The organism is Lysinibacillus sp. K60 (assembly GCF_019731275.1).
GTDB classification, from domain to species: Bacteria; Bacillota; Bacilli; order Bacillales_A; family Planococcaceae; genus Lysinibacillus; species Lysinibacillus capsici.
In genome coordinates this window covers 508,219-534,707 of sequence record NZ_JAASJR010000001.1, presented here as the reverse complement: position 1 = coordinate 534,707, position 26,489 = coordinate 508,219, and the positions used below count along the sequence as shown (strand labels likewise).

The 26,489-nt window shown below is 37.2% G+C and carries 19 protein-coding genes; 5 read left to right on the top strand and 14 right to left on the bottom strand.

Annotation, left to right across the window (positions count from 1 at the left end; genetic code table 11):
* Positions 1 to 5: 5 nt before the first annotated feature.
* The 4 genes from HCH28_RS02620 to HCH28_RS02605 form a co-directional block, all read right to left on the bottom strand.
* Positions 6 to 3,059 (bottom strand): efflux RND transporter permease subunit, encoded by a 3,054-nt coding sequence (locus tag HCH28_RS02620; protein ID WP_221679557.1) that lies wholly within the window; start codon positions 3,057 to 3,059, stop codon positions 6 to 8.
* Between the two features lie 195 nt (positions 3,060 to 3,254).
* Positions 3,255 to 4,832: a peptide chain release factor 3 gene (locus HCH28_RS02615; RefSeq protein ID WP_004224564.1), complete on the bottom strand. Its 1,578-nt coding sequence runs from the start codon at positions 4,830 to 4,832 to the stop codon at positions 3,255 to 3,257.
* A 135-nt stretch (positions 4,833 to 4,967) separates the two neighbouring features.
* Positions 4,968 to 6,434, bottom strand: a complete 1,467-nt coding sequence (locus HCH28_RS02610; protein ID WP_221679556.1) for a UDP-N-acetylmuramoyl-L-alanyl-D-glutamate--2,6-diaminopimelate ligase — start codon at positions 6,432 to 6,434, stop codon at positions 4,968 to 4,970.
* 317 nt (positions 6,435 to 6,751) lie between these two features.
* Positions 6,752 to 8,140 (bottom strand): aldehyde dehydrogenase, encoded by a 1,389-nt coding sequence (locus tag HCH28_RS02605; RefSeq protein ID WP_221679555.1) that lies wholly within the window; start codon positions 8,138 to 8,140, stop codon positions 6,752 to 6,754.
* 209 nt (positions 8,141 to 8,349) lie between these two features.
* Between HCH28_RS02605 and HCH28_RS02600 the strand changes: the two genes are divergently transcribed.
* Positions 8,350 to 8,505 (top strand): hypothetical protein, encoded by a 156-nt coding sequence (locus HCH28_RS02600; protein ID WP_004224556.1) that lies wholly within the window; start codon positions 8,350 to 8,352, stop codon positions 8,503 to 8,505.
* A gap of 46 nt (positions 8,506 to 8,551) precedes the next feature.
* Here the strand turns inward: HCH28_RS02600 and ssuE are convergent, their stop codons facing one another.
* From ssuE to HCH28_RS02560, 8 genes are all read right to left on the bottom strand, one after another.
* Positions 8,552 to 9,085, bottom strand: coding sequence for an NADPH-dependent FMN reductase (ssuE, locus tag HCH28_RS02595; RefSeq protein ID WP_221679554.1), 534 nt, complete (start codon positions 9,083 to 9,085; stop codon positions 8,552 to 8,554).
* Positions 9,086 to 9,247: 162 nt separating this feature from the next.
* On the bottom strand, positions 9,248 to 10,585 hold the full coding sequence (lpdA, locus tag HCH28_RS02590; RefSeq protein ID WP_221679553.1) for a dihydrolipoyl dehydrogenase: 1,338 nt from the start codon (positions 10,583 to 10,585) through the stop codon (positions 9,248 to 9,250).
* Between the two features lie 157 nt (positions 10,586 to 10,742).
* Positions 10,743 to 12,824, bottom strand: a complete 2,082-nt coding sequence (locus HCH28_RS02585) for a catalase (RefSeq protein ID WP_051145739.1) — start codon at positions 12,822 to 12,824, stop codon at positions 10,743 to 10,745.
* A gap of 124 nt (positions 12,825 to 12,948) precedes the next feature.
* Positions 12,949 to 13,524, bottom strand: coding sequence for an RloB family protein (locus tag HCH28_RS02580; RefSeq protein ID WP_016993453.1), 576 nt, complete (start codon positions 13,522 to 13,524; stop codon positions 12,949 to 12,951).
* Positions 13,521 to 14,798, bottom strand: coding sequence for an AAA family ATPase (locus HCH28_RS02575; RefSeq protein ID WP_255600426.1), 1,278 nt, complete (start codon positions 14,796 to 14,798; stop codon positions 13,521 to 13,523). Before HCH28_RS02575 ends, HCH28_RS02580 begins: the two co-directional genes overlap by 4 nt.
* A 106-nt stretch (positions 14,799 to 14,904) precedes the next feature.
* On the bottom strand, positions 14,905 to 15,846 hold the full coding sequence (locus HCH28_RS02570; RefSeq protein ID WP_221679551.1) for an NAD-dependent epimerase/dehydratase family protein: 942 nt from the start codon (positions 15,844 to 15,846) through the stop codon (positions 14,905 to 14,907).
* 186 nt (positions 15,847 to 16,032) lie between these two features.
* Positions 16,033 to 16,560 (bottom strand): YceI family protein, encoded by a 528-nt coding sequence (locus tag HCH28_RS02565; RefSeq protein ID WP_221679550.1) that lies wholly within the window; start codon positions 16,558 to 16,560, stop codon positions 16,033 to 16,035.
* A 315-nt stretch (positions 16,561 to 16,875) separates the two neighbouring features.
* Positions 16,876 to 17,448 (bottom strand): manganese efflux pump, encoded by a 573-nt coding sequence (locus HCH28_RS02560; RefSeq protein WP_221679548.1) that lies wholly within the window; start codon positions 17,446 to 17,448, stop codon positions 16,876 to 16,878.
* A 219-nt stretch (positions 17,449 to 17,667) separates the two neighbouring features.
* On the opposite strand from HCH28_RS02560, the gene HCH28_RS02555 reads away from it, so the two are divergent.
* Positions 17,668 to 18,543, top strand: a complete 876-nt coding sequence (locus HCH28_RS02555; RefSeq protein WP_221679545.1) for a glycine betaine ABC transporter substrate-binding protein — start codon at positions 17,668 to 17,670, stop codon at positions 18,541 to 18,543.
* Between the two features lie 555 nt (positions 18,544 to 19,098).
* On the opposite strand, the gene HCH28_RS02550 is transcribed toward HCH28_RS02555, so the two are convergent.
* Together HCH28_RS02550 and HCH28_RS02545 are read right to left on the bottom strand one after the other, a co-directional pair.
* Positions 19,099 to 19,719, bottom strand: coding sequence for a thermonuclease family protein (locus HCH28_RS02550; protein ID WP_221679543.1), 621 nt, complete (start codon positions 19,717 to 19,719; stop codon positions 19,099 to 19,101).
* Between the two features lie 133 nt (positions 19,720 to 19,852).
* The gene (locus HCH28_RS02545) at positions 19,853 to 21,592 is read right to left on the bottom strand and encodes an ABC transporter ATP-binding protein (RefSeq protein ID WP_221679542.1); all 1,740 of its coding nucleotides are present in this window, start codon (positions 21,590 to 21,592) and stop codon (positions 19,853 to 19,855) included.
* A gap of 121 nt (positions 21,593 to 21,713) precedes the next feature.
* Here HCH28_RS02545 and HCH28_RS02540 point away from each other — a divergent pair, with 121 nt between their 5' ends.
* The 3 genes from HCH28_RS02540 to HCH28_RS02530 are packed head-to-tail and all read left to right on the top strand — an operon-like array spanning position 21,714 to position 26,478.
* Positions 21,714 to 23,144, top strand: a complete 1,431-nt coding sequence (locus HCH28_RS02540; RefSeq protein ID WP_221679540.1) for an ABC transporter permease — start codon at positions 21,714 to 21,716, stop codon at positions 23,142 to 23,144.
* A 13-nt stretch (positions 23,145 to 23,157) separates the two neighbouring features.
* The gene (locus HCH28_RS02535) at positions 23,158 to 24,654 is read left to right on the top strand and encodes an ABC transporter permease (RefSeq protein ID WP_221679539.1); all 1,497 of its coding nucleotides are present in this window, start codon (positions 23,158 to 23,160) and stop codon (positions 24,652 to 24,654) included.
* Positions 24,655 to 24,666: 12 nt separating this feature from the next.
* The gene (locus tag HCH28_RS02530; RefSeq protein ID WP_221679537.1) at positions 24,667 to 26,478 is read left to right on the top strand and encodes an ABC transporter substrate-binding protein; all 1,812 of its coding nucleotides are present in this window, start codon (positions 24,667 to 24,669) and stop codon (positions 26,476 to 26,478) included.
* Positions 26,479 to 26,489 lie beyond the last annotated feature (11 nt).

Genomic DNA, 26,489 nt, shown 5'->3' with positions numbered 1-26,489 from the left:
TGAACCTAGTGCATCTTTCTTGTTTCTTTATCCATTAAACTGTAAATGATCGGTACAATATACAGCGTCAGTAAAGTTGAGGTCACAAGCCCTCCGATAACAGCAATCCCCATTGGCTGATTCATCTCGGTCCCTTCTCCAATGCCCAGTGCGAGTGGTAATAGCCCTAAAATAGTTGTTAAGGCTGTCATTAAAATTGGACGTAGCCGATCTTGGGTAGCAAGTAAAATTGCCTCATAAGCTGGCATGCCTATTGCTTTTTGCTGATTAATATAATCAACCAGCACAATACCGTTATTTACGACTATTCCTACTAGCACTAAGATACCGATAACTGAGGTTACACCAATTAAAGTATTTGTTAGGAACATAGCTATCGCAACACCAATAATCATTAATGGGACGGTAAACATGATCACAAACGGATATTTAAATGACTCAAATTGAGCTGCCATCACAATATATACAAGCACGATTGCTAGCATCACAGCTAGTAACATATCATCGATTGCACTATCATAGAGCTCTCTGTCCCCACTGAACACAACTTGAGTAGTAGATGGTAAATTAACTTGTTCTAAGGCTTTATCTACTTTTGCTGAGATTCCTCCCAGCGATTCCTTTGTTTCATAATCTACAAAAAAGGCAACTGCTGCTGCTTGATCAGAACGACGAATGGATACCGGCCCCTCTTGCATAGAAACAGTAGCCACTTCCTCTAATTTTACAAATAATCCTGCTGGCGAACGTAGCTGCATGGCTTTTAAAGCATCTATACTCGTATTAAATGACTGCCCAAAGCCTGTATAAACGGGTAATACTGCGCTGTCATCAGTAGTTAATTGGGACGTTAATTGACCTTTTGTCATTTGATTTACAGTTTGAGCGATTTGTGCTGGAGCAAGACCATAGTCTTTTGCTTTTTCACGATTAACCTCAATTTGAATCTCTTGAACAGTAATATCTAAATCCGTAGAGACATTTGTCACTTGCTGAATCGCTAGTAGTTCTTGCTTCACTTTCTTAACAGTTTGCTGTAGCCTCTTTTCATCAGAGTCTGTTAAACGGAATGTTAAGGTGTGTGGTGACGAACCTGTAGCTGTCGATACATTAAAAGTAATTTCAGCTTGCTCTCCAAGCTCTTCCTGTATATCTTGTTCTAGTTCTTCCACAAATTCGAAAATGGAGCATTGCCTTTCTGCTAATGGGACAAGTTTTACATACATCTCAGCTTGATTGGCGTTAGTTTGTCCACGTGCTTGGGATTGTTGTGTACCGCCAATTAAACTAACATACACATCTACATCCTTTTCCTGTTTTAAACGTTCCTCAATTTGCTTAACAATCTTTTCCGTTTCTGATACAGCGACACCGTTTTCGAGATTGACACTTATAGAGGTGAACCCCTCATCTGTAGGCGGTAAAAATTCAGTACCTATTCTAGTCAGTCCAAACAAAGAAAGACTAAAGCAAACAACTGTAAAAAGTAGTATAAGCATTCGATGCTTTAGTACCCATACAATAGACGCCTTGTAATGCATATAAAATTGGGACTTACTGCGTTGTACATAAAAATTACTGTTTTTCATTTTTAAAAGTCGACTTGCTAGCATCGGAACGACTGTAAGCGCTACTACTAAAGAGGCAATTAAGCTGAACGAGATTGTTAAGGCAAACTCTTTAAAAATTTGACCAATCAATCCTTCGATGAACATAACAGGGATGAATACTGCTATTGTGGTTAAAGTGGAAGCTGTAATGGCAAGGGCTATTTCCTTTGTGCCTTCCTTTGCTGCAGTAATCGGGTCCTTTTCTAGTCCTAGATGTCTTTCTATATTCTCAATAACGACTATGGCATTATCCACAAGCATACCAATCCCAAGTGCCAGAGCACCTAATGTCATAATATTGAGGGAAAAATTCGCAAAAAACATCAAAACAAATGTGACAATAACGGAATAAGGAATCGCAATACCAATGATGATCGGACTCTTTACGCTACGTAAAAAAACAAATAGGATGAACATCGCAAATAATCCACCTAAGAGTAAGGAAGATCCAATATTACTAATCGCTAAATCCACATAATTTCCTTGATCAACTAAAATATCTGCTGTGATTCCTTTATACTGTTCTTTCTTTAGTAATGCCTCTAAGGATTTTTGGAAATTTTTAGAAACATCCGCTGTATTTGCACCAGATTCCTGTAATACAGACATAAGAACTGCTGGATGCTCATTTGCACGTGTTGTGGTAATAGATTGTTGTTCTGTCCTCTCAACGGTTGCAAGATCACCAATGGTTAATGATTTGCCTGTTAAAGGGTCCACCGAAACAATTAAGTCGGCAATGCTTTCCGGAGAAGATAATGTGCTAACTATACGTGTTGTTAGCAATTTTCCATCATCTGTTGAAACAGGCTCACCAGGAAGAGACACATTATTCGCTTGAACTATTTGCATCACATCTGTCTGTGTCAAGCCTTTTTCAACTAGCTTTGCTTCATCCAATGTTATTTGGATTTCTTCAATCAATTTGCCAGAAACATTCACACTGGCTACACCCTCTGTCCGTAGTAGCTCTTTCTCTAAGTGCTCTGCTAATACACGTACATCTACTTGATTATTTTCTGCACGCAAAGATAGCTGAATAATGGGAAATTGAGAAGGATCAAATTTTAGGAAACTCGGCTTGCCAGCATCATTAGGCAATGGGGTCATATCAATTCGCTGTAAAATATCAAGTTGTACAACATCCATATTTGCGGACCAGTTGAACTCAAGCACAATTAAATTGGAGCCTTCCTGTGAGGTTGACTGGATTTTTTTGATACCAGGTAAGGTAGCAAGTGTAGCCTCTAATGGCTTCGTTATCTTTTCATTTACCTCTGTCGGGCTTGCCCCAGGATAAGAGGTGACAACCACTCCAATAGGAGGATTTAACTCTGGAATTAACGTAATCGGTATTTTTAATAAAGATACACCGCCTAGTATGATGACTAAAAGCATAGTAACAATCGTAAAGACAGGTCTTTTAATGGAAAAATGACTAATATTCATCTAAACAAACTCCTTTTCTACCTCTTCCTTTCTATCATAGCCGAAAAGGAGATTATTTTATAATTAAGCTCCCGTTATTGAGATACTACCTCTAAGGAAATTTATATTTCCTAATAATGTATATATTCTACAAACAGTGTCATTTTTCCTTGCAAAAAAACACGAATCGCAAAATTGTCGATTCGTGTTTTATGATTATAGAAGGCTATAAAGTTGAATGTTTTCGTTTTTATCTGCAAACCAACGCATAGCGAACTCATTTTCAAATAGAAAAACAAGATTGTCAAAACGGTCTTTTACAAGCATTGATCGACCTGATGACATTGATTCTTTGACATCCTCTTCATTTTCAATCCAGCGCGCGATTTTCGAACCAATAGGCTCCATTTTTACTTCCACATTGTATTCATTTTTCATACGATGTTCAAATACTTCAAATTGTAGTTGACCAACTGCTCCAAGTATAACTTCCTCTGTATGCAGCGTTTTATAGTATTGAATAGCACCCTCTTGCACTAATTGTAAAATCCCTTTATGGAATTGCTTTGATTTCATAACGTTCTTCGCCGTTACGCGGACGAATAATTCTGGTGTAAACTGTGGTAATTTTTCAAATTGGAATGTTTTCTTGCCACCTACAACAGTGTCGCCAATTTGGTATGTTCCTGTATCGTACAAACCAATAATATCGCCAGCAACTGCTTCATCTACTGTCTCACGATCGTCTGCAAGGAACTGTGTAGATTGTGTGACTTTAAATGACTTTCCTGTACGAGATAACGTCATATTCATCCCACGTTCAAATTTACCAGAAACAATACGTACAAAGGCAATACGATCACGGTGTGCTGGATTCATATTGGCCTGAATTTTGAAAATAAAACCTGAAAACTCATCATGCTCCACAGGATCAATAAACTGTTCATCTTCAGTAATTCTTGGCTGCGGCGTCGGTGCGAATTGTAGATAAGTTTCAAGGAAAGTTTGAACACCAAAGTTCGTTAATGCTGAACCAAAGAATACAGGTGTTAATTCCCCACGACGTATTTTTTCCTCAGAATAGGCATTCCCCGCTTCATCTAAAAGTAAAATATCGTCCATTGCTTGTGAATAATAAGAAGTCACCTTCATTGGATGCTCTACAGCAAGCTCCCCATTGTCGTCTATTGGTAAGAAACGCTCCGCTTCATCTGTACGGAATTGCTCAATGCGTTTATTGTAACGATCATAAATACCAAGGAACTCTTTACCCATACCGATTGGCCAGTTCATAGGATATGCATTGATACCTAATACCTCTTCAAGCTCTTCAATCAATTCAAGCGGCTCTTTCCCTTGACGGTCTAACTTATTAATAAATGTAAAAATAGGAATACCACGCATCTTACAAACCTTAAATAGCTTTAAAGTCTGTGCCTCGATCCCTTTCGCAGCATCCACTACCATGACAGCACTATCTACAGCCATCAATGTACGATATGTGTCTTCTGAGAAATCTTGGTGACCAGGGGTATCCAAAATATTCACACGAGAACCATTATAATCGAATTGCATGACAGATGAAGTAACCGAAATCCCACGTTGTTTTTCGATCTCCATCCAGTCCGATGTTGCATATTTACCTGTTTTTTTCCCTTTTACTGTACCTGCATCACGAATGGCACCACCAAAAAGTAAAAGCTTTTCTGTAATCGTCGTTTTCCCAGCATCAGGGTGACTGATAATGGCAAAAGTACGACGCGATAGTATATCTTTTTCTAAATTTGAATTCATCTCGTCATTCTCCTTTTTTCATACTTAATAATAATAAAAGAAGACTTGCCTTTCGTACAACCTTTTTACATGAAATCTCAAAAAAGAAAACCCTTTAGTTACAACTAAAAGGGTTTCCTAAGAGTTTAGCTTTCATCACACGAATTTTAATCGGCCTGCTTCTATCGCAATTTCTGCATCACTATGTGGAAATTTGGTATTTTCGATAATTTGGTAATCCTCATGACCTTTACCAGCAAAAATAATCATGTCACCTGGCTCAGCAATTTCAATCGCATGGCGCACTGCCTCTGCACGATCTCCAATACAAGCATAATTATCATGAAGCATTCCTTTAGCAAGATCGCCTGTAATACTATCATAGTCTTCATAGCGAGGATCATCTGTCGTTAAAATGACATATTCCGCAGCAGACGCTTTCTCAGCCATGGCAGGACGCTTCGATTTATCACGATTGCCACCTGTTCCAACTAAGAAAATCAGCTTGCCTTTTTTATAAGGTTGCGCTGCTTCAATCGCCTTTTCAATTGCATCTGGAGTATGGGCATAATCAATAAAAATTTGCACAGGTAGATCTGAACATACTTTCTCCATACGACCCTTGACTGGCGGTAGTTGCTCAATTTGTTCAATAATGGACTCCATTGAATAGCCCCTACCATAAAACGCAATCATGGCTGCCAATACATTATAAATATTAAATTCCCCAAGCAAATTCATTTTTACACGATAAATTCCTTCAGGCATTTCCACGTCAAATGATGTCATATAGTCATGATACTCACAGTTAATGGCGCGGAAATCAGCATTTTCATTTTTTAAACCATATGTCCACACTGGAAATGGTGTCATTGCAGCATATCTCTCTGACCAAGCATCGTCAGCATTCAACACAACAAATTTATTTTTTTCTAAATCTTGTCCAAGTTGGGAAAATAATAAGCCTTTTGCATGGCCATATTCCTCCATCGTACCATGGAAATCAAGATGATCGTGCGTTAGATTCGTAAAAATAGCGATATCATAATCAACACCTGCTAAACGTCCAAGTGCTAACCCATGTGATGAAACCTCCATTGTCATTAATCGACAGCCTTCCATTTTTGCACGGAAAATCATTTGTTGTGTCGATAACGCATCACTCGTTGTATTAGCTGATTCATATAAAATTCCATTTAAATTAAAGCCAATTGTGCCGGATAAAGCCGATTTCTCGCCCATACCATGCATTATATTTTGAATAATTCCTGTTACGGATGTTTTACCATTCGTTCCTGTTACACCAATCATCGTTATGTCCTTAGAAGGATAATCAAAGAACTTTGCAGCTAGTAAACCTACTGCACGATCTGTATCTTTCACAATCACTTGTGCAATCTTCTCTCCTAGCGGTAATTCTCGTTCCGTCACAACAATTGTTGCGCCACCATCTACAGCCTTTTGCGCATAATCATGCCCATCTACTGTATAACCTTTGATACAAACAAACATGCTATTTGGTTGCACACTTCTTGAATCTATTACGATATCGATAACCTGATCTGGCAGCACGCCAATTATTTTTTTCAAAGGTAATGCGCTTAACAATTCCTCTGCATACATTTCATAGTCCTCCAATCAATCTCTACACTCATGTCATCATTCTTAATAATCGACAAAAAACGACAATGTGAAATCCCCCACGTTCTATTGAACTTATTTTACTACTTATTTCATGATAAATAAAATGCCTCTCTTGTGTTTTTTCAACGAAAACGCTTTCATTCGAAGAAAAAATCATGTTTTCTTCAAATTTTCATTTATAATCACCAATCGGCATTTTTCGACATAACGAGAAAGAGTTATTTAGAGAACAATTGTCTATGCACCTTAAGCTTATAGTGACAATGGAGGCATCAGAAGATACCTCCATTGTTAAGCTATTTCATAATTGAGCGCACAATTTTCACTTTCTGTTTATATGGCGGGAATAACACATTTGTCTCCAGCTTGGAAGATTTCTTCAAGATAGATTTCGGGTGAGTAAAGTTTTCAAAGCTCGCTTTGCCATGGTATGCTTTCACACCTGATGGACCTACACCACCAAATGGTAAATGTAAATTTCCAACATGTGTGATGGTGTCGTTAATACACCCCCCACCAAACGGTAATTCTTCCAAAAAGTATTGCATAGCTTTTTCATGTTCTGAGAAGAAGTATGCCGCTAAAGGCTTCGGTAATTGTCTGATTTGATGAATGGCAAGTGGCAAATCATTATACATCATAACAGGTAAGATAGGACCAAATAGTTCTTCCTGCATTGATGGACTTGTCCACTTTACATATTCAACGATTGTAGGTTCAATATATAAATCATCCCGATCTATTCGTCCACCATATGTAATGGCATCACGTTCTTCCACAATTATTTGCTGTAAACGATCAAATTGCTTTAAATTGACGATACGCCCATAATCAGGGCTTTTTAAAGGGTTTTTGCCATAAAACGAACGGATTGTTTCTTTTAATATTTTCATAAAACGATCATAAACGTCCTTGTGTACAAGCAGATAATCAGGGGCCACACATGTCTGTCCAGTATTAGTAAATTTACCCCATACAATCCGCTTTGCCGCTACCTCTAGATTTGCTGTTTGATCGACAATTGCTGGACTTTTGCCACCAAGCTCTAAAGCAACTGGTGTCAAACGTTCTGCAGCAGCTTTTGCTACTACTTTACCAACGGCCACACTACCTGTAAAAAAGATATAATCGAAGGAAGCATGAATAAGAGCCGTAACCTCTTCCTTTTCACCTTCCACAACACGTACATATGAAGACGGGAACGTTTCCTCAATGATCTTTTTCACAATGGCTGCTGTGTGTACAGAGGTTTCTGATGGTTTGACAATTGCAGTGTTTCCTCCAACTATGGCACCAATTAGTGGCTCCATTACAAGTTGGAATGGATAATTAAATGGCCCTATAATTAATGTTACGCCATAGGGCTCACGAACAATAAAACTCTTGCCCATTTGATATTGTATCGGTGTTTTGACTGCTTCTGGTTCCATCCATTCCTCTACATGTTTTACCATATATGAAATACTATCTAATACAATGCCAATTTCTGTTGCATACGCTTCAAATTCACTTTTACGAAGGTCTAAGTAAAGCGCATTCAATATTTCCTTCTCATATTTCAAAATTGAAGTTTTTAAGTTCTTTAATTGCTCTTTTCTAAATTTCACACTTTTTGTAGCACGGGAAAAATAAAATTGACGTTGCTCTGTAATCATATTTTCCACATCTTGTGACGTAAAATTCATCCATAAAGCACCCCTTTTTTAAAATGGCATACATAGTTTTTTCATTTTGAAACAAACTATCTTTGTCTATACGATACAACATCGAGAGGCAAAAATCCTCTTTCTACATCGAAGGGGTGAAATAGCAATATGTGAAATGAAATGTTTTAGTTTTTTCATCTCGGGAAATATACAACTACATATTAAAACCGAAACGGGGGCGTAGATGAATGACAACAACAACAGGAACATGGTGGGAGTCCATTTTTTCTGGACCATTATCGCATGGAATTTGTGAAGAAAAAATATTGCTATTGCAAGATGAGGCTTTCTTATATCTCTCTACAATACCTGTGGAGAATGAAGAAAATCCAGAAGGAAATTAAAAAATAACGCATTATAGGATGCCCCTATAATGCGTTTTTATTTATTTTAATTAACAATGAATACTTGCTGTAACTGATCTAATTGTGCTTCAAGTCTACTGATGGCCTCTTCTTCTATCGCAAAGCCACCCTCTTCCAAACGAATAACTTGTTTATCCACAATGTAAACAGAATTGGTAATGGATGTGGCTCCTAGTACAGCTAACACTGGCTTTAATGCATATTCCAACGCTAACAAATGACTGATCGAACCGCCTACAGCAATGGGGAGTATAGCCTTTTTGAACAAGGCTTTTTGCGGTAGTAGATCCAAGTAAGTCTTCAAAATACCTGTATAGGATGCTTTATAAATTGGTGTAAGGATGACAATAAAATCTGCTTCCTTAACATGCTCATTTTCAGACTGTATTTCCTTACTAGAAAAATTTGCTGTTAATAAATCTGTAGCTGGGAGCCCATGTATATAATTTGAGTGAACCTCTACTCCTTGTGCAATGAAATGATTCTCCACCTTTTCATGAATGGCGGTAACTCGAGAATTTTTCGAATTACTTCCGTTAATAATGACTGCTTTTGTCATCATGCCCACTCCTTTTATCAATGTTATAAAAAAGGCCCCTATTCTACAAATCGATGAACAATCGTTTTGTAAAATAGAAGCCTCTAGATGTCTAGTTAACTTAAATACCTAGTATTCTTATAAAATTAATTTAACATAAATTTCTAGAATGTCAACAGCTTTTTATTGGTGTATTGCTTTCCCAAACACAGCTTTAGCTACATCTCCAATATGCTCCGATACAGTAGGATGTGGAAAAATCATATCTGCAAGTGATCGAGCTGTACCACCAGCATTTTTTGTTGCTAATAGCGAATTAAGTATTTCTGTTGCGCCATCAGCTACTACACAAGCCCCTAAAATTTGCCCATTATCCTTAGATGAAATTAGCTTCACAAAGCCTTCGGTATTCCCCTCCATTAATGCCTTTGGATTTGTTTGTAGAGGCATTTTCGTTACAATGTACGGCGCTTTGACTTGCTCTTCTAGTAAACCAAATGTAGCTATTTCAGGGTTTGTATAAACACAACGTGGAATGCTTGTTTGATCAATTGGTATTGGTTGATTTCCTACAATATAATCCACAACGTAAATACCCTCAGCACTGGCAGAATGTGCAAGTTGATAACCACCCACTAAGTCACCAATCGCATAAATATTCGGCAGGCTTGTTTCAAAATGCTCATTGACAGCGATTAATTGACCATCTAAAGTTAATCCTAATTGCTCAGCAATTTCTATATTGGGACGACGTCCAGTTGCAAATAATAGGTTTTCATATGTATAAGATCCTATAGATGTATGAATGATATTACCTTCAAATTTTTCAAATTGAAAATCTGTCACAAGTTCAATACCAAGTTTCTTCAACTTTTCTCGAATCAGCGGTCTTGCTTCCGCCTCTTCCGTTTGTAAAATATCCTCGCTATGATTAAGCACTGTTACCTTTGTACCGAGGGGTGCTAAACTAAACGCCATTTCAATGGCAATTACGCCCCCGCCAATGATCGTTAGCTGGGCTGGAAGCTTGTCTATATTAAAAAATGTGTCCGTCGTATAGTAGGTAGATGTCTCTAATCCTTCGAATCGTGGAACAAAGGGTTTACTACCTGTCGCTAAAATTATATCGGATGCCATTATCGTCTCATTCCCGATAGTTATCGTTAAGTCCTTTACGACTGAAGCTTCACCACGATATAAAGTTATATGATTGTTGATAATATAATGCTCAATGTTTGTTAGTAGTTCATGAATTATTGTATCTTTCCGTTGCATTAGTCGAGGAAAATTAATTTCCACTTTAGGTACTTCTATTCCCCAGCTATTCCCTCTTTTTATTGCCTGCACAAGTTTACTATGTTCCAATAAAATCTTTGATGGAATGCAGCCAACATTATAGCAGGCTCCTCCCAATTTATCTCGTTCGATTAGTGCTACTTTTTTACCATTCTTGGCTGCATGTATGGCAGCCACATAGCCACCAGGTCCCGCCCCAATAATAGCAATATCAAAATTTTCCATAATTTTCACCTCATGTATCACCATATCATTTGCAAATTTTGAATGCAATGACAGACATAGTAAAAGCCTTTCATTACAATGAAAGGCCTTTGACTTATTTGTTTAGTTTATGAGCATTCGTTTCTCTTTCGTGAGTATTCGACGCTCTTTGAACTATTTAATAAATATTTCGTTGCCAAAATCGTTGCTGGGCAATGGCAGCTACAAATTTTTTCGGAAAATCTTTATTACCTGTAGCTAAAATGATTCCTGGCCCTACATTGGCATTCGACATATTGAAAAAGGTTGTGCCAGTTGCAGCAAATCCTATAGGCTTAAAGTGACGATATGCTTCATTTATATAATTGACGATATAAGTATTGAACTTCGCCTGATTACTTGCCTTTACTCCAACAACATATAACGAGTCAAATAATACAGCATCGGTTGTGATAAATGTGTCAGTAGCCGTTAATTGCACACCATTATTCCCTATTACCACACCTAGTCGATCAGAGATTATGCTATAGCGCACACCTTGTCTTGTTAAATATTTCAATACTTCCCCGACCTCATTTGCATCAAAGCCATCACCAATTAAGACGCCTACTTTCAGCGTATAGGGCAATTTAACGGTATTTGCTTGGCTCAGTGCAGGTGAAGAGGCCGTTACCTTAGACTGCTCGCCATTAGGTCGATTAACACCAACGTTGTCTGCCACTGTGGTAGCCATTACTTTATCCACATGAACAAACATATCCACTACTTGCTGACGAACAGATTTACTTTTCACTTTTCCTACTTCGAAGCTAAAGGCATCAATAATGTGTTGTTTTTCAGGTGGAGACATGCTGTTCCAAAATAGCCTTGCTTGTGAAAAGTGATCGTCAAAGGATTTACTACGCGCTCTCGTGATTCTTCCCTCAACCTTTTCTTCATAATGAACATATCCGCCTTCTCTGGCAGTAGAGGTGGCTGGTGTATTATTTGCTAATGAATTTTTATGATAGCTTACCCTGCCTAAATTAATGGTCTGTCGACTAAAGCCATTACGTTGATTGTTATGCACTGGGCAAATCGGGCGATTAATAGGGATTTCTGCAAAATTTGGTCCACCTAATCGAATCAATTGTGTATCTAAATAGGAAAACAATCGACCTTGTAGCAAAGGATCATTGGTAAAATCTATGCCAGGTACAACATTACCTGGATGAAAGGCAACTTGCTCTGTCTCAGCAAAGACATTATCCACATTGCGATTTAAGGTCATCTTTCCAATTTTCTTTACAGGTACTAATTCCTCTGGCCAAAGCTTTGTCGCATCTAGAATATCAAAATCAAATTTAAATTCATCCTCAGGTTCTAGTATCTGTATGCCTAACTCAAACTCTGGATAATCTCCAATTTCGATGGCTTCCCATAAATCTCTTCGTTGAAAATCTGGATCCTTCCCTGCAATTATTTGGGCTTCATCCCAAACAAGAGAATGCACTCCTAGCACAGGCTTCCAATGGAATTTCACAAATCTCGATCTTCCCTTGTCATTGACGAAACGAAATGTATGCACACCGAAACCTTCCATCATACGAAAGCTTCGCGGAATGGCACGGTCAGACATTACCCACATTACCATATGTGCAATTTCCTGATTACTGGCTACAAAATCCCAAAAAGTATCGTGTGCGGAGGCTGCTTGTGGCATTTCATTATGAGGCTCAGGCTTTACGGCATGAATTAAATCAGGAAACTTAATGGCATCCTGAATAAAAAAGACAGGGATATTATTACCAACTAAATCATAATTCCCCTCATCCGTATAAAATTTTGTTGCAAACCCACGTACATCACGAGCTGTGTCCATTGAACCTAAGCTCCCTACCACTGTCGAAAATCTGACAAACACAGGTGTCTTCTTTTTCGGATCCTGCAAAAAATTTGCCTTCGTATATTCGGACATGGATTCATATAATTCAAACTCGCCATGTGCTGCAAAACCTCTGGCATGTACAACACGCTCTGGAATACGCTCATGATCAAAATGGGTAATTTTTTCTCTAAGATGAAAATCTTCCATAATTGTCGGACCACGAACACCTGCCTTTAACGAATCCTCATCATTGGACACCCTTAGTCCCTGATTCGTTGTCATTTTCGTACCCTCATTCTCGACACGAAACGGCTCTAATTGATGATCCTTTGGATTTCCTTCTACATTTTTGGATTGATTCGACTTTGAGTTATCCACGCAATCCCCTTTCATACATGTACTAATTTCGCTCCATATACACTATATGTTTTAAAAAAAGAAACATGCCTTCATTTCGACAAAGCTTATGTAAAGATAAAAACAGGTTTCTATTTGTTAATAGAAAACCTGCTCAATCTTAAAATATGTATCGTATCATTTCATGTATGTTACAGTATGGGTTGTCACGGCTCTCTGTCTCTCGGAGTGCCATCATATCTGTGCAATTTTTAATGGCTACCTCATGCCGTAATGCAATGGGGGCTATGATGGATTCATCAGCCTTATGCCGGAAATACCGACTGACACCAAGGTGCTGTTCCATTTTGTCATTGAGGACAGCACGAGGGTATTTTTCTGTACTATCAACTTCCTCAAAATGCAAGAGTAACCACAATTCAAATGCTTCATTTGTATAGGCAATATGAATATTTTTTTCCTCACAAAATTGATTTACTTCCTCTAGTTGCTTTTCGGTTAGATCATCCTTATCAAAAACAATCCAAACTTCATCAAAGTATTGGTAGCTGGAATCTCGATAAGCATGTTGGGCAAGCTTGATCGCTGAACGTTTAACGTTTTTTATTTTGACACTAACCATCTTAGAGCGCTTTAAAATACGCATTTGTTCAAAATAGATGCGTTCTGTTTCACCTTCACAATAAATTAAAATAGTTTTACGCAGTGTTCGGCTCCCTTGTTGACGTACTCTCACTGCTCAGATACCTCCGTTTCTTCTAAGTATTGTTCAGATAAATACTCATTAATGACAGGCGTTGCACCGAATTCCCCTTTCATATAGCGTTTCGCATAAGAAAGATCTCCACGTTTCTTTTGTAAATCTGCAAAATCAAATAAGGAGTATAGTTCTGATTCATTTTTAAAGCTTTTATTCACAAACCAAATTTGATCGGAGCGTAGTGGCTGATCAAGTAATTCAATTTCATGACTTGTCACGACAAATTGATTACTGCTATTGCGTTTGCTATTCATAATAGCCATTAAAAACTCACAAATTGATACATGGAAGGCTGTGTCGAATTCGTCAATAAAAATGGTTTTCCCTTTATTATAAGCATCCACCATCACACAGGCTAAATGTAGCATTCGCACTGTGCCCTTAGAATCCATTGTCCAATTAATTGTTTCTGTCCCTATTGGTGCACCTGCTTCATCAAATGATAAATAATGTAGATCAATATCTACTTCTTGAATCACCTCAGGCGAATCAAACTCATAGCCAATTGTATTTTTCTCTCTGCGTTCCACACGTCTAGCCGTGACATCTTGAATGGAGAGGTCTGCAATTTTTAGGAGTTTGATCACTTCCTTTTTAAACGGCTCCTCTTCAAGTTTACGAATAAGAGGATGACTTGATAACCGATTTGCTTCATCTAGGAAAAGAATTTTATGTAAAAACCAATCGAATATCTTTAAAGCATCTAGATCATTAAAAACATGTAATACTGATAGAAAGGCTGTATTATTACGTGTATATTTTGTCAATTCCTGTGAAGCTGTTTGAAATGTCTCATAAGAATATTCTGTACCATCCCATTGTCTGACAAATAGTTCTTCCTTCAGTGACTTGTTCGTTTTCACAAGACGTTCATAGAGAACTTGAGAAGCATTATACTGAATTTCATAATCATATAAAGCTCCGTCCAAAAAAAGCGATATCATAAACTCTGTTGGTTTGTCTTGCTGACTTCCTAACTTAAACGGTTGATAGGGTAGACGTAACTGCTTTACATTATTTAAGTTTTCAAAATTAAAAAGCAAGGAACGTAATACTTTAATAGCCGTAAAAAGATTAGATTTGCCGCTTCCATTTGGACCAAAAATAAATGCGCTTTTTACAAGACGAAGTGTATCCAACTGAATTGTATGGGTATCCTTCCATTTTCGTAGGCGACTTCCAGCTACCATTGAAAACAACGTATCATCTTTATAACTTAAACAATTCTTTACTCTAAAATCTACAAGCATATGTAAGCCTCCGTCCACAACCATTTCTTTAATGAATTATTATACTATAGACATAGAAAAAGACATATTACGCAATGTAATATGTCTTTTTTACTTTATTGTCCCTTTATCCACTTTTTTGTTGAATTTCTGCTAATGATTCATTTTGTAGCGCGTGCAATGTACGTTCAATGCCTTCTGCAAAAGAAATTTTAGGCTTCCAACCAATTGCATTGGCTAATTTATCATTATTTAAAAATGAATGCTCAATATCTCCTTCTCGTGCTGGGGCATATTGAATTTCAAGTGGATGGTTTAAGTGTTGGAGCAGTAGGATGACCTGGTGAATTGACCAAGCCTCATTAGTGGACACATTATACGTGCCTTGTAAACGTGCAGATACACCTGCGTAAATAGCATCAGCAATATCGTCTACATAAATAAAATCACGTGTTTGTTCACCATCACCATAAATTGTAAATGGTTTACCTGCCATACTGCTTTTTAACATACTTGGAATCACAGCTGCTTCACCTTGCATTTGCTGTCTTGGCCCGAAAACATTGGCAAATCTATAGATAAGAACAGGCAAATGATAATCTTTTTGCCATTTCTCACAGTAGGTTTCGCCAATGCTCTTGTTTAATCCGTACATAGATATTGGTTCACAGACATCTGATTCCTCTAATGGAGGATAGTGACTATCTCCATAAACAGCTGCTGAGGAGGCAAAGACAAAGTGCTGTACCTTATACTTGGATGATAAAAAAAGCATTTGGCTAAGTCCAACTATATTTGTCAAAATATCCTTTACTGGCTCCTGGATAGATTGCTGAACGCTCGTTTGCGCTGCACAATGGACAACCACATCAAAGTTTATTTCCTTAAAGAGATGCTCGCAAACCTCATCCTCAACATTTAAAAGATAGGATTTATGCTCAAAGTCAACATTCCGTAAATGACCCGTACTTAAATTATCAATAATATAAACCGTTGCACCTTCTTCAAAAAAACGCCTACCTACTGCACTGCCAATAAAACCATAGCCACCTGTCACTAATACATTCATCCTATCGCCCCCAAAAACAATATGATGATTTATATGCAGTAATTACTAAAAATATGCAAGAAACTTATTTACTGGTAATTTTTCTCAAATTCTTTTTACTAGATTGCATCATTAACAAGTATCTATTTTGAGCTATATAAAAAGCATGTTTGAAGATTACTTCAAACATGCCCTAGCTATCTATTTTTAAGCTGGATTAATTTCTAATTCAACCGTTACTTTAATATCTTTCCCAACAAGGACTCCACCAGTTTCTAATGCCGCATTCCAAGTTAGACCAAAGTCTTCACGATTAATTGTTGTTTCAGCTTCAAAGCCGTATACTTCTTGACCCCATGGATTTGTGCCTTTTCCATTAAATTCTGTATCAAAAGTTACTGATTTTGTAACGTCTTTGATTGTTAAATCACCAGTTACTGCATATTCATCGCCAGCTTTTTTAGCAATATTTGTAGATTTAAATGTAATCGTTGGATATTTTTCGGCATCAAAGAAATCTGCTGCCTTTAAATGATTATCACGATCTTCGCTACGTGTATTAATGCTCGCTGGATCGATTGTAAAACTAATAGTAGCAGTTGTTAAATCTGCAAGGTCTGCTGCTTCGATATCTGCTGAGTAACTGTCAAATACACCCTTAACTTTTGATACCATCATGTGTTTTACTTGAAAGTTAATTGCTGAGTGTCCTGAATCAATGTTCCATTTTGCCATTTTAAATTCCTCCAATTGGTTGATTTTATCTCGATTTCGAGATATATTTTAAAATATGAAGCAACTACATCTTTTATGTTACCCAAAATTGGATAGGATAAACATTTGTAGTTACTTATTTGTTTACAGCTTGGCTTATGAAAAGTTTTTAATTACTTTCTGTAACCTACTATATATTAATAATTTAGTTACGTCAAGTAATTAAAAATAGATTTTTAAAATATAAAAAAAGATGTCCGAGTCATCGGTACACCCCTCTCTATGTAATAAAAAGAATATCACCAATATTTGGTGATATTTAGCCGCAGCAAAATATTATTTTGCAAAAACCTCAAAAATACCAATCATGATAAGTAGCCATCCTGATATGGCTGTAGAATGCTTGCCAATAAACGTTTTTGCTAGTAAAGAGCCACATCTACTTCCTACTCCAACTGTGATAAAGGAAAATACGCCGATGGAAATGACTGTCCAAAGAGCTGAGATGCCATTTGCGCCTATTGCAATACCCCCTGCTAAACAGTTCGCTGACAAGACAAAGCCAAGTGCCATTGCTTCTCTTGTTGAGATCACTAGATTTTTATCTTCATCAAATAATTCGGGATTTCCTGCTATCCGCTGATTAGAAAAATTATTAGACATCAAAGTCCATAGACCAATCACACACAGTAGTAAACTCCCTAGCAAATTGGCAGTATGCGGTGAAATATACTCAACAACTGTGCTACCAGCTGTTACTGCGACATATGTGACAATCATCGACATAACAGCAATCACAGCATTTGATAAAATTGGAATTTTAACTTGTTTGACACCATAGGCTAGACCAATCCCCAAGTTATCTAAATTCGCAGCGATTCCTATTAGAATAATTGTAATCCAATGCATACTAAGCCTCCTCAAATCTCCGTCTCCATTTTCACCTATCGTATGTCAACAATAAAAAAATTAATGGGCACAACGAAGTTTAATTGTTTATGTTCCATCTTTTAGCACGGTTTGACTAAACCATCAATTTGACAAAAGTAACAACTTGTTTATAAAATTAAGTTGTTACTTGTTAATATTTATACTTTAATGTAAGAAATAATAGAAAGGAGATGTAATATGAAACTCATCAAGTTATTGAAAATAGGCATAGCATTTATATGCCTTATAGTGTTAACTGCATGTGGTTCAGAAAAGGAGGACACAAAGAATACTGAGAAAGGTGAAATCAATTTAGCATATGTTGAATGGGATACTGAGGTTGCATCTACACATGTAGTAGGACAAGTACTAGAAGATTTAGGATATAAGGTAACACTGACACCTTTAGACAATGGGATCATGTGGGAAGCACTTGCAAACGGAGAGGTCGATGGTATGGTATCTGCTTGGTTGCCACAAACACATGCCCCACAAGTAGAAAAATACAACAATAAGATAGAGAACTTAGGAGAAAACCTAACTGGTGCTAAGATTGGTTTGGTTGTACCAAGTTATATGGATGTCGATTCTATTGAAGATTTAACAAACCAAGCTAATCAAACCATTACAGGCATTGAACCAGGAGCTAATATGATGGCTACGACAGAAAATGCCTATAAGGAATATAAAAATCTGGAAGGTTGGAATGTTTTGACCTCATCTGCTGGTGCAATGACCGCAGCCCTCAGTCAGGCTATCTCTAATAATGAAGAAATCATCATCACAGGCTGGTCACCACACTGGATCTTTAATGCCTATGATTTAAAGTACTTAGATGACCCCAAAGGTTTATATGGAACAGAAGAATATATTGGCACTTTTGCGCGGAATGGTTTAAAAGAGGATGCTCCAGAAGCCTATAGTGTCCTTGACCGTTTCAACTGGAGTGCTAAAGATATAGAAAGTGTAATGTTTGATATAATGGAAGGCATGAGTGCCACAGATGCTGCGAAAAAATGGATTGCTAACAATCAAGAAAAAGTAGCCGAATGGACGAAAGATGTACAAGCATAAAAAGAGAACCCATTTACTACTCATTAGTAAATAGTTTCAGACTGTAGACGGCTCATTCTATAATAGAATGAGCCGTCTACAATTTTTAACGTTCCTAAAAATGAGGGGGGTTTCAGGAGCGTAATAATGAACTAGCAAACTTCTGGAGAAAAGTAGCTAAAGTTCATCCTCTCTACACTGTATTGTAGAACAAGGAATATTCTTTATATGATAATGATAATCATTATCATATAAATTGTCAACATTAATAATAATGATTTTTCATTTATCAGTAGCTGTCTTCCACTGTTTGGAAAACAAAACGTTGCTGGTTGCTTGCTTTCCTTTGTGCGATCGCTTTCTCCACTACCCTGTACTGAACACATTAGATTTTTACGACCAATTTCATGAGTGCATTACATACATAGAGACGACCCTATAAAAGTGAATCGCCCTCTCACCATGCTAAAAACTTTGCAAATGAAATTTAAAATAAAAAGCTGCTACCTATAAGATAATGGCAGCAGCTTCCTAGCTAAAATTAAACTTAAAAGCGTATAGTAATGGATTTATAGATTATTGAACTACATCAGGGTGGAAACCATCTTTTTGGAAGTAATCCTCATGTGACCAAATATTTAATTTTGCATCCTGAGCTTTTTGTTGAATAGCTCTAAATGCTTCTTCAAATGTATTATTTGGCTTATGAATATAACGTACAACTGCAAGCCCTTCGTTTAATAAAGATTCCTGCAATAAGACATTATCTACAAACACGTAGGCTAGATGGCGATCATAATTGTCTGTTTCTGGTCCAACATCGTAGACCGCTTCAATTTTCTTAGCCTGTTCCAATAAATTGATCGTATACTCTTTTGCTTCTTCCGCATATGGCTGAGCGCCACCTTTGTTGTAATTCATTTCAGGAGTATCCACCATTAATAGACGAATTTTTTGTTTCTCACCATTAATTGTCGCCTGAATCGTATCCCCATCATATGCTTTAATATAGTCTATCTCAAAGCGTTTATTACCTGTTTTTCCTTCCACTTGCTCAATGGTAATAGTACCTTGCTGTTCTGTAACTGATTTAGTACTTTGATCTTCCGCAGGTGATCTGCCAAATATCATGTACAATGCTACAGCCAAAATAATCGTGCCACTTGTTATTAATGTTTTTATATCTTGCATTTTCATGTAGTAGGTCCCTCACAACTAATCATCATTGCTTATACTTATGATTCGTATAAGTTGTGCACCTCATCATCAGGAAGACAACAAGTTTCACGATGTCTCTATTGTAAAATATCAAGCTACTACATTCAAGCTATCATATTGTCACTGCTACCCAGTGATTTGGTAAAACCTCTACTAACTGACTATTTTCAACCTCATAACGCATTTTCACATCTTCTGCATGTTCAGCTTCATTATATTTCTGCTTCTCTATTGCAGGATCTGGAACAGGAATAGAACGTAATAATGCACGTGTATATGGATGTTGTGGGTTAGCATATAGCTCTTCACTTTCTGCCAGTTCTACAATCTTCCCACCATACATGACGGCAACACGGTCACTGATATGTTTCACCATGGATAAATCATGGGCAATAAATAAATACGTCAACCCAAGTTTTTGTTGTAATTCTTTTAATAAATCAACAATCTGCTTTTGAATGGAAACATCCAGTGCCGATAAGGGTTCATCACAAACAATAAAGTTTGGCTCAACCGCTAATGCTCTCGCAATACCAATTCGTTGACGCTGACCTCCCGAAAACTCATGAGGATAACGCATGGCATGTTCTTTTTTCAAACCGACAAGTTCAAGCAATTCCTCTACTCGTTGTCGTCTCTCCTCATGCGTCTTCACCAGACCATGAATATCAAGAGCCTCGCCAATAATGTCTAAGATTTTTCTACGAGGATTTAACGATGAATAGGGGTCTTGGAAAATAATTTGCATATGACGACGCATTGCCTTTAGCTGTTTTTTCGATAGCCTTGTTACAGGTATTCCTTGATATAGAACCTCGCCATTTGTAGGCTGATGAAGCTGGAGAATCGTCCGACCTGTAGTCGATTTACCCGAACCGGATTCACCAACCAAGCCCAATGTTTCACCAGGATATATATAGAATGATAAATCATTCACTGCTTTCAACGTTTGGCCACGACCTAACGGAAATTCTTTAGACAGATGGGTCACTTCGATTAACGGCTTATGTCGATCGATACCTGGCTGAATAGTAGCAATCTCTTTTGGTTGCTTTTTCTCATGCAGTTTTGGTAAGGCATTCAATAATTTCTGGGTATACGGATGCTGGGCATTTGCAAAAATTTCTTCTGTTGTGCCCTGTTCAACAATTTCTCCTTCTTTCATCACTAGGATGCGATCACACATACCTGCAACAACGCCTAAATCGTGTGTAATTAAAATAATAGACGTTCCCATTTTCTTTTGCATATTGCGCATTAATTTTAGGATTTGAGCTTGAATAGTAACGTCCAGTGCTGTTGTTGGTTCATCTGCAATAAGCAGTGAGGGATTACAAGCAAGCGCCATAGCAATCATTACGCGTTGACGCATACCACCTGAAAATTCATGAGGGTATTGTCGATACCGTTCTTCTGCGTCTCTAATACCAACCAGTTTTAATAATTCTATTGTTTGTTGATAGGCCTCGTTTTTTGACATTGACTGATGCTTAATTAAACTTTCAGCCACTTGATCGCCTATTCGAATAGTAGGGTTTGTGGATGTCATCGGATCTTGGAAAATCATACTAATATCTTGTCCACGTATCCCTTCCATTTGTTTTTCACTGAATTCAGTGAGTTCTTGCCCTTTAAACACAATTGAGCCAGATTTCAAAAATGAAGGTGGCGATGGTAATAAACGCATAATGGAGCGAGCCGTAACACTTTTCCCGCTCCCAGACTCTCCCACAATTCCGAGTGTTTCACCTTTGTTTAGATGGAAGCTAACGTCCTTGACGGCTTCAAATTCTGTCTCCCCTGTGATAAAGGATACCCGAAGATTCTTGATTTCTAAAAGCTTTTCACTCATTCGACCCATCCTTTTTAAAATTTGTGATTGACTTACTTTCAAGTATAATCCATACTTTACAATACTGATAGGAATTATACAATATAATGCTGAATATTTTATTTACGTTTGGAGGAAATGCATGGTTACTTCAAAAATTCATTTAAAACCCGAGAAATTTATTTTCTTTTCTACGGTTTATCAAAAACTAATGCATCAAAAGCCTTATCAACTACTTCTTTTTCTTTTTAGTATTTTAGTGCATCCTTTTACATACTTTATCTATCGGAAAAAGAAACATTCAAACACATATGATCAGGCTTTTGCTTTGCGTAGTCAGTACTATATAGAGCATGGATTGGTTGCCCAGTGGCAAAAGGAATTTGAGCAACAAGAAATAGCAAAAGCTACATTTTTTAAAGAGGCTGTATTGGCGTCACAAATTCAGCTCACAGCCAAACACTTAGCTCAAAGGAAGCTTCAACAGCAAGTGGATCAGGATTTACAAAAAGAGGACATTCAACAACTATCCTATGCCCAATTTTTTAATCAGCAACTAACTAACAAACGTTTTGTGGCTCTTACCTTTCTACCAGCTGTTTTATTTTATGTAGTACTTATCTTATTTGCGAATCCATTTCTGCAATTTATCATTGAACGTATTTTACAAAGCTTCATTGTGATTGTTGGTGTGGCTACATTGGTGTTTACCATTTTATATTTATCACCTTTTGATCCAGCAAGAAACCTACTCGGAGTTGAAGCAACACCTGTGCAAATAGAAAACTTTAATCGCATTCATGGTTTGGATCAACCTTATTTATCACAGCTATGGAACGCATTATCCGGTCTATTTACATTTGATTTAGGTACATCCTTTGCAGGTAAAGAAGATATCACACATAGCATTGCTACAAAATTCCCTGTTACTCTTGAAATTGCCGTATTGTCGTTGCTAATGGCAATTGCTATTGCCATACCAGTTGGGATTATTTCAGCTGTTCGTCCAAACTCATATTTGGATTACACATTTATGTTCATTGCTTTAATTGGTTTATCCATCCCAAGCTTTTGGCAAGGTTTAATTTTTATTTTGACATTTGCTCTAAAGTTACAATGGTTTCCAGCTACCTATAACCCTCATAATTGGCTATCGCTTATCATGCCAATTGTCGTCTTAGGAACATCCATTACGGCTTCTATTGCTAGGATGACAAGGTCAAGTATGCTTGAGGTAATTCATGAGGATTACATTATTACAGCAAAGGCTAAGGGCTTAAATGAATTCAAAGTGATTTCAAAACATGCCATTCGCAATGCTATGATTCCGATTATTACGGTGATTGGACTTCTTTTTGGAGGTATGTTGGGAGGCGCATCTGTAACAGAAAAGGTATTCAACATTAGTGGGATAGGTAGCTATATCGTCGATAAACAATTTATCCCTGATATTCCGGCCATTCTTGGGGGCGTTGTATATATCGCCATCACCATTTCTATTGTCAATTTATTCATTGATATCATGTATGCCTTTTTTGATCCACGCATTCGCTCGAAAATGAAGAAGTCTTAAAGGAGGATCACCTGTGAAAAACATCTTACATGTCAAACTACTCTTGAAGATTACACAGGAATATGTCAATTCTCATTTTACTTTTGTCTTTTCCTTACTGTTTTCTTTACTATTTCTAGCCTATAGCTATAATTTTTCCAGCAATAGCTGGCGACCGGTGGTTCTGCTTCTTTTTGTTATTTATGCCATTACTACGGCATATGTTGCCTTCGTCAATCTACGAATTAAAAAGGATTTAGCAACGTATGGTGACATTCAAAAAAATACTCGAATGTTTGGCTATCCCCTTTTAATAACGATACTGTCAGGTAATATTTTTTCGACATCCTTTGCATTTATGCTTGTGTCAAAAAGAAAGACTGCAGAATATACTTTTGCTGCCTATGCCTTTATAACACAGCTATTCATCTTAGGTATTGCAGCATTGAATTTATTTAAGCCATATGTAACAGATACCTTTTTACTAGCAATGGGCGTTTTCTTAGTACTCTCGCTTCTCTATATCGTGATGGCCATATTATGTACGAAATATGTCACAGCAACTGAGGCACCAAAATGGATGCTCATTCCAGGTATTGTCCTACTATTGGCGACTTTCACTGGTAATCTATTTGCGACTTTACTAGGATATAGCCTTATCCAAAAGGCTCGAAGGGCAAATCCATCCTCTATTGAGAAATGGCAAAAAATATGGGAAAAGATTTTACGCAATACAATGGCTGTATTCGGCTTATTCTTCATTATTTTCATGTTCTCGTTATCCGTTACAAGCTCTTGGACTTTCGACTATGATTTCGCTACTGAAAATAATTATGGAGCATTGCTACAAACGCCGACATTAGAATACCCACTAGGAACAGATAATTATGGTCGAGATTTATTTTCTCGTATTGTGTTTGGGGCACAAATATCATTAATCGTCGGATTTTTCTCCACAATTATTCCCGCAGTTATTGGTGGCGCATTAGGAGCATTTTCAGGCTATTATGGTAAATCCACTGATAATATCATCATGCGAAGTCTCGATATTTTATATGCCATTCCAGGGATATTGTTAGCCATTGCTATTATCGCCGCATTTGGTGCTAATACTGTGAATCTTATTATTGCACTTAGTGTTGGAGCAATTCCAACATATGCCCGTACAATGCGGGCAAATGTTATGCAGCTTGCTAATTATGAGTTTGTAGAATCGGCTAGAGCTTTAGGTGCATCTGATGCTGCTATTATTTTTAAGCACATTGTTCCCAATTCTTTAGCACCAATGATTGTGAAAGCAACATTAACGATTGGCGGAGCTGTTATTTCAACAAGTAGTTTAAGTTTTTTAGGGCTAGGTATTGAGCCGCATATTCCCGAATGGGGCAATATTTTAAAAGTTGGTAGTACGTACCTGGAAACACATTCATATGTCGCTATTTTCCCAGGTCTTTGTATTATGCTTCTTGTCCTCTCCTTTAACTTCTTAGGAGACGGTTTACGAGATGCTTTAGATCCAAAAACAAATTAATCGGAGGTAACTATGAAGAAATTACTTGTATTTTTATTCGTTGCAGTACTAGCTTTGGCTGGCTGTGTACAAACAAAAACTGACGTAGAAGGCAGTAAAGATTCAAAAGATAGTGACAAGAGCAATGGCAAGATTGCCATTGAAGTATTAGGAATGGCAGCTTCTGAAGAAGATATGAATATTGTACGAGACCAATTAGTAAAAAATGGTTTTGAGGTAAAGCTAAATATTCAACCAGATTACGGTTCTTTCTCTGCTCAAAAAGAAGCAGGTAACTATGACCTTGCCCTATCAAGCTGGACGACAGTTACAGGGAACCCTGACTATGCTGTTCGTGGTTTATTTAAAACTGGCGGTGACTACAGTGTGGTGGCAGATTCAAAATTAGATGCATTAATTGATGAAGCGAGCACATTGACTGGTGAAGAAGCAGCAGCCAAATATAAAGATTTAGAACAATTATTAGTATTTGATCAGGCTTATATTGCGCCTTTATATATTTCCAATAAGTATCAAGGGATCTACTCTGAACTAGTAAACCCTAAAACAGTTCTTTTACCAAAATCTCGTGCACAAGTTTGGGAAAAAATCGAATTTAATGATACATCTAAAAATGCAACAGAACCTTTAATTTTACACCAAACAATCAATTCTCTTACTTCACTTGACCCGATTAAAGGGAATGATGGTTCAATCAACACATTAAACACAAATATGTATGTTCGTCTTGTTAACTTAACAGACACAGATGAAGTTGTTTCAGATGGTTCATTATCTTATAACCATGTAATGGCTGAAGGTAATCAAGAATATTACTTCATTTTACGAGATGATATCCACTTTGCAGCTGTGAAAGATGGTGCTGCTGTTGATACGGGGGAATTAGTGTCAGCTGAAGATGTAGTCTTCTCATTAAATCGTGCAAAAGATGCTAACTCAGTACCAGATCACCGTACTTATAGCATTCATGAAAATATTGAAACAGTGGAAATCGTTTCAGATTTAGCTGAATTAAAAGATAAAAAAGTATCTGGCTCTGAGCAATCCGTTTTAGATGCATTATCTCAAAGCCTACCTGCTTCTGTAGCTCAGTTAGCAAAAGAAAAAGGTACTGTTAATAATGCGGCAGGTGCATACCAAGTTGTTAAAATTACAACACCTACACCTTTCCCACAAGTATTAAATTATTTAGCACACCAATCTGGTGGTATCGTGTCTGAAAAACAAGTAACAAGTATTAATACGTATGATGTGGCTAACTATAACCCTGACAAGGACATTGCCTATGGTGATCAAGCTACTGTAACAGAGGGTTCAGCAACATTCAATAACCAGCTATATGCAAGTGGTCCTTACATTTTAGTGAAGAAAAATGATTATGAAGCACAGTTTGTGAAAAACCCTGCATATCGTGCTGGCAGCGAATACGAGCCAAAAATTGCTAAAATCAATGTCCGTTTCATCTCTGATGTTGATAGTGCCCTATCTGCATTACGTAATGGTGAAATTCATGTTCTTCAAACAGTACCAGAAACGAAACTGGATATTGTCAAATCAGATGCTAAATTAACATTAAATACGGCAGATAGTAATGCTGTTTCCTACCTACAAATGAATACATCTGGCCGTGCGGTGTCTGATTCAGCAGATTTACGTAAAGCAATTCTATACTCTATTAACCAAGATGAATTCATTAGCTATTATCAAGGCAATAAAAAACCAGCTGTATCCACAGTCTCTCCATTAATTGATACTGGTTTAAAACTTGAAGCAAATAGCGAAAAAGTAAAAGAATTGGTAAAAGCATATAACGATAAAAAGTAAAAGAATTGGTA